The organism is Desulfosarcina sp., assembly GCF_041551955.1.
GTDB lineage: Bacteria > Desulfobacterota > Desulfobacteria > Desulfobacterales > Desulfosarcinaceae > Desulfosarcina.
The window spans coordinates 1-3,770 of the sequence record NZ_JBFELV010000478.1 but is presented as its reverse complement, the minus strand read 5'-3'; the positions used below and the strand labels follow the sequence as shown (position 1 = coordinate 3,770).

At 49.4% G+C, this 3,770-nt stretch carries 5 protein-coding genes; 4 read left to right on the top strand and 1 reads right to left on the bottom strand.

Going from position 1 to position 3,770, the window contains the following annotated elements; translation table 11 throughout:
* Window positions 1–323: chemotaxis protein CheB (locus ABYV26_RS22805; protein ID WP_372683654.1), on the bottom strand; the 323-nt coding region annotated here is incomplete at its 3' end.
* A 628-nt stretch (window positions 324–951) separates the two neighbouring features.
* Between ABYV26_RS22805 and ABYV26_RS22800 the strand changes: the two genes are divergently transcribed.
* The 4 genes from ABYV26_RS22800 to ABYV26_RS22785 form a co-directional block, all read left to right on the top strand.
* Window positions 952–2,475, top strand: a complete 1,524-nt coding sequence (locus tag ABYV26_RS22800; protein ID WP_372683653.1) for a PAS domain-containing protein — start codon at window positions 952–954, stop codon at window positions 2,473–2,475.
* A gap of 272 nt (window positions 2,476–2,747) precedes the next feature.
* Window positions 2,748–3,032, top strand: a complete 285-nt coding sequence (locus ABYV26_RS22795; protein WP_372683652.1) for a hypothetical protein — start codon at window positions 2,748–2,750, stop codon at window positions 3,030–3,032.
* Between the two features lie 87 nt (window positions 3,033–3,119).
* The gene (locus ABYV26_RS22790; RefSeq protein WP_372683651.1) at window positions 3,120–3,350 is read left to right on the top strand and encodes a KH domain-containing protein; all 231 of its coding nucleotides are present in this window, start codon (window positions 3,120–3,122) and stop codon (window positions 3,348–3,350) included.
* Window positions 3,351–3,394: 44 nt separating this feature from the next.
* A partial coding sequence (locus ABYV26_RS22785) for a response regulator (RefSeq protein ID WP_372683650.1) occupies window positions 3,395–3,770 on the top strand: 376 nt, incomplete at its 3' end.

Here is a 3,770-nt window from a genome sequence, read left to right as displayed (position 1 = left end):
CCGGTTCCCGACAAGATGATGGCCGCGGCGTTGCGTCCCTGATCCTGGGCGAGCGATTGAAAAAACAGATCGATAGGAAGGGCGGCCCTTTTTTCAAGGATATCCAACAGCTGGATATTGCCTTTGAACAGGGAGATTTCTTTGTCGGGTGGGACGACGTAAACGTGGTCCGGTTCAACGGGGCAACCGTCCTTGGCGATGGAAACCGGAATCCGTGACACCTTCTGGAGCAGATCGGGCAATATGCTGGGTTGCTTCGGATTCATGTGAACCACGACGATATAGGCCATGCCGCTGTGTTCAGGCACTTCGGCAAAAAACAATTTAAGCGCTTCCAACCCCCCGGCGGACGCACCCAATCCGATGATGGGCAGTTTCCTGGCACTCGCGTCCCCGTTTCCCTACCCAGCAACCGATGCTACGGGTGTTGTGTTTTCTGGCGGTTTTTCGGTAGTCGAGCTTCTCTTTGGCATACCCATTTCTCACTGAAGATGGTGAATCAACCCCTTCTCAATCCATGTCGGTACCTTAAGCCCTTTTCATATTGGGAGCATCCATCGAAATCGCTATCAGGATCGCTATCGAAATCGACAAACACGATCATGGCATGTGTCTCGATTCCAAACACGATAGCGATGTCGACTCCGAAAGGGCCGTTTTTAGACCAACGAAGGCTTAAGTTAATGACATTGCCTTTTCAATAATGTAAGGGGTGACAATCCATTAAATTATAGCAAGATATAAGGAAAACACAAGGTGTCGGTGAACACCCGACCCATGCGCAGCCGGTTGATGGCCTGTCAGTTCACGCGCCTGAAATGCTCCTGTCAACTCTTTCTCTGCACATCGAAAGTTGCGTATATCCACCCCTTGTCTTATATTAACTGCAGTTATTGCCATATATTGATTGTTTATCCGGTATGCATGTGAACCGGTGGAATGCAAAACAAGATGACGTCACACCACTCCCCATCCATAAAGTTCGAACAACTTCGGAATCAGGCTGAAGCGCTGATCCAAAAGCGGCCGGAGACCGCGCCCTCCTCCTCCCTGAATATCCTGGAACTCATCCACGAATTGAAAATTTACCAGGCGGAGCTTGAAATCCAAAACGAAGAGCTCAAACGGGCTCAGGGTGAAATTTTTGAATTGCACCAAGAATATGAAGACCTGTACGAATTTGCCCCGTGCGGGTATATCACGATGAATAACCAGGGGATCATCCAACGCATTAACTTGACTGGCGCCGACCTCATTGGAAAAGGCAGACAAATTCTGCCGCACTCATGTTTCAGCCAATTTATTGCCTCGAGCTGGCAAAACCTATATCGGGCTGCATTGCAAAAAGCTGGTGAAACCGGAAATAAACAGAGTGTCGAACTTGTACTCAACCGAGAAAAAAATCAGCCGGCGTGGGTTCGGTTGGATATCCAGGCGGATCGGGACAAAACGGGTACCGTGATTCAGTGGCGGATGGTGATGGTGGATGTCGCTTTGAAAAAGGAGGCTGAAATCGCCTTGCAGGACAGTGAAAGGAGATACCGGCAGCTTTTCAATGATATGATCAGTGGTGCGACCGTACTTGAGATTTCAGAACGCGACCATTCGGGCCGCATTGTCGATGCCCGCTTCCTGGATGTCAACGCATCTTTTGCGCGGTTGACCGGCATCCCGACCCATCGCGCCGTGGGTAAATCGATCCGCCAGATTTGGCCGCAGACAGAAGCGTTCTGGTTCGAAAATTTGGATCAGGCCTTGGTCGCCGAGCAACCCATCACGGTGGCCGGATTGCATCAGGAAATGGGCAAGCATTTTCAAATGTCGGCGTTTCGGTTGGACGATCAACGCCTGGCAACGACCTTCATCGACATCAGCGACCAGAAGAAGATCGAGCAGACCCTCGAAGCGGCGCGCCACAAGCTGGAAGCTCAAGTCAGCGCACAAACGGCTGATCTGCGTAAGGTAAACGAGCGGCTTCGAAAGGAGGTTGAAGCCCGCAAACAAGTCCAAATCGAGTTGGTGCACAAAGCCGAAGAACTTAAAGAACGGTCTGACGGATTGGAATCGGCCAACGCCGCCCTGAAGGTGCTGCTCAAAGAGGTTAAAAATGAACGTCGCAGGCTTGAAGAAAAAGTCGTCTGCAACCTCAATGATCTGATCCGCCCCCACCTTGCCACGATCGCGTCCGGGGAACTGACCTTGCGGCAACGGCTCCTGCTGGATACCGTCCAACGGGGCATCGACGACATCGCATCGCCCCTTAGCAGGCGTTTCATCATCGATGGCAGGCACTTGACGCCTTTAGAAACGCAGGTGGCCAGCCTGATCCGCCAGGGCAGGACCACCAAAGAAATTGCCGCGCAAATGGGTGTATCAAAAAGCACGATTGATTTTCACCGGCTCAACATTCGACGCAGACTCAATCTGACCCACAAAAAGACCAACCTGCAATCATATCTACGGTCTTTGTCATAGTACCAGTTTTTCCCCCACATATTCCTCCCATTCGTCCCGTCTTGTCAGATTGAACCACCCGATTGATAATACGGGATAAAGGCCTGTGCCTTTCATCATTTCCTTGTCTTGGGATAAGGTAGCCCCGCCAAGCCAGTGAGCGCGCTGTTTCTGACCTGAAATGATGTGCAACCTCATGAATTCGTGCCAGTGAACACTCCCCACGACGAGCCGCGGTGAATGGGTTCGCTGTCGCGGTTCATCGTCCAAGAAAGACCTACTGCCGGAGGACCATGGTGCGCTCACAAACTTGTCCACTTTGTGGAGAGAAAGCAAGATATACTAATTCATCTCACGCCCAAGAGATAAAATGTTATTTTTGTAAGCATTGCTTTAATTTTATTATTTCTCAGCCTGCTGAAGCAATTATTACCCAATATCCAAAGCAACAGCGACTGGCGTTTTCAATCAAATCAAAAAAAGCGTTTGTCTGTCAGGTGCTGGTTATCAATACAACCGATACCGATGGCCAAGAAAGTATCGATTTCAAATACGAGCCGGAAAGTAAATGGTTCTGAAGCTTCCATCGAAAAACAGATAGACTCGCCGTGGCGTTGATTTCACTGCAGGGTCCGACGCTGAGACTCCAGAAAGGATGATTCACATTGAAAGAACTGATTCAATTCATTGCGCATGAACTGGTTGATAATCCGGAAGAAGTGACCGTTGAAGAAGTGGGAGGCAACAATACCTTGGTATTAGAATTGAAAGTGGCCAAGGAAGATATCGGGAAAGTTATCGGAAAGCAGGGCCGAACCGCTCAAGCCATGCGAACCATATTGAATGCAGTATCTGCAAAAACAAAGAAGAGAACGATTCTCGAAATTGTAGAGTAAATCAAAGGACGGTGTTTTTTCTGGATCGCCGATACAGAAACATCATGAAAATGAATTCAAAAGCAAGCATTCTCGTTGTTGATGACGAGGCGTTTATCAGAAATTTGGTTTGCTTGATGCTTTCAAAAATAGGTTACGCAACAACATCGGCACGGGATGCGATTGAAGCGCTCGAATTCATCCAATCGGTTAATGGTTTTCAATTGGTGCTGACCGACATCAACATGCCCATCATCGATGGCTGGGCGTTTGCGCTTCGTGTCAAGGCGCTCCAACCCGGCCTGCCAATCGTCGCCCTTACCGGAGAATCTCCTGATCGTATTCTCCCCCGGCTCAAAGGCAGTGGAATCAGTCATGCCCTCTTTAAACCGATTACCCTGAATCTTCTGGAAGAGGCCTTATCATCCATTCTGGATTCTG

Bases quoted from the DNA above. Each gene is read 5' to 3' on its own strand.
- ABYV26_RS22800 (WP_372683653.1), top strand. From the start codon at position 952: ATGACGTCACACCACTCCCCATCCATAAAGTTCGAACAACTTCGGAAT.
- ABYV26_RS22795 (WP_372683652.1), top strand. From the start codon at position 2,748: ATGGTGCGCTCACAAACTTGTCCACTTTGTGGAGAGAAAGCAAGATAT.